Annotated in this window: 1 protein-coding gene; it reads left to right on the top strand. The window is 34.7% G+C overall.

Features of this window, described 5'->3' with window-relative positions; translation table 11 throughout:
- Window positions 1-260: 260 nt before the first annotated feature.
- Window positions 261-1376: IS110 family RNA-guided transposase (locus N7603_RS08935; RefSeq protein WP_262097081.1), on the top strand; the 1116-nt coding region annotated here is incomplete at its 3' end.

Below are 1376 nucleotides of genomic sequence, written 5' to 3'. Positions count from 1 at the left end.
CATGTAAGATTTAAATTGTATTAAGTTAGCACTTAAGATGAATTCAAACCTTTCCTCTTTCTTTCTAATTTAATATACTAATAATGTACTGTGGATTTGTTTCATACTAATACAGCTAGACTGTTTTGAGGTGACGCTTACCACGGTCTTTATTTTAATCAGCAATAGTTAGTTAGCGAATAACGCTTTTTACATGATTATGAGAATAAAGACAGGCTGGACTACCACAAGTACGAAAAACAATTTAAGGAGGTGTACTTATGATCTATATCGGATTCGATATTTCAAAGTACAAGCACGATTGTTTCATCGCCACTGAAACAATCGGTCAAGCGTTCTCGTTTGAGAACAGTCAAATTGGATTTAGGGAATTGCTTAACAAATTAACCCCATTTTCGAAACAAGAAATGATAATAGGCTTAGAGGCTACAGGTCACTATGGCGAAAATCTAAAGTCGTTTCTTACCACCCATGGATTTACATTCATGGAGATTAATCCATTTCTAGTGAAGAAGTTTGGAGAAGCCCATTCACTCAGAAAAACGAAGACAGATAAGAAGGACGCAGAGATGATTTCATCCTATATGATGACTGTAGACTACAAAGCCTATCATCATCAATCTTATCATATTAGTGCTTTAAAATCACTGACCAGGTTACGTTATAAACTCATTTCAATGAGAACAAAGCACTATAACATGATCACCAAGGTTTTAGACATGATTTTCCCTGAGTTCAATTCAGTCATCAAAGAACAAGGCTATTCTGAGACATCTTTATACATTTTAAAACATTTCACATCGCCTGAAAGAATCGCTAAGATGACCAATGAACACTATGATAAAATCCGAAGAATATCTATTGGTAAATTCAACTATCCGAAATTTGTTACCTTAAAATCTTTAGCAAAATCGACTATTGGTGTCACACAAGACTATCAACTATTAAAATTGAAAATGTCTATTTCGTATGTTGAAAAACTGACTCAAGATATCAAATCTACTGAGGAAAAAATCCATTTACTAATGGCTCAATACCCAACGAAGATTCAAACAATTAAGGGTATAGGAATTATATCTGCAGCCACTATTATTTCTGAGTATGGTGACATATCGCTCTTTTCAAATCCGGCTGAAATGTTATCCTATGCGGGATTAGATTCAACCATCAAGCAGTCTGGAACCCTGTCTTCTACTGGTAAACTCGTGAAGCGTGGAAGCAAGTATTTACGTTCGACACTGATCAACATTTGTATGACCATCATGATTCACAATCCTGTGTTTTACGACTATTATTTAAAGAAAAAACAGGAAGGTAAACATCATCGAGTAGCACTCGTTCATTTAGCTAAGAAGTTAGTTCGAATCATTCATCAT

It is taken from the genome of Paracholeplasma vituli (genome assembly GCF_025446935.1).
GTDB classification, from domain to species: Bacteria; Bacillota_I; Bacilli_A; order Acholeplasmatales; family UBA5453; genus Paracholeplasma; species Paracholeplasma vituli.
Note: the sequence above shows the minus strand (reverse complement) of the source record. Positions and strands in the feature narration are given on the sequence as shown.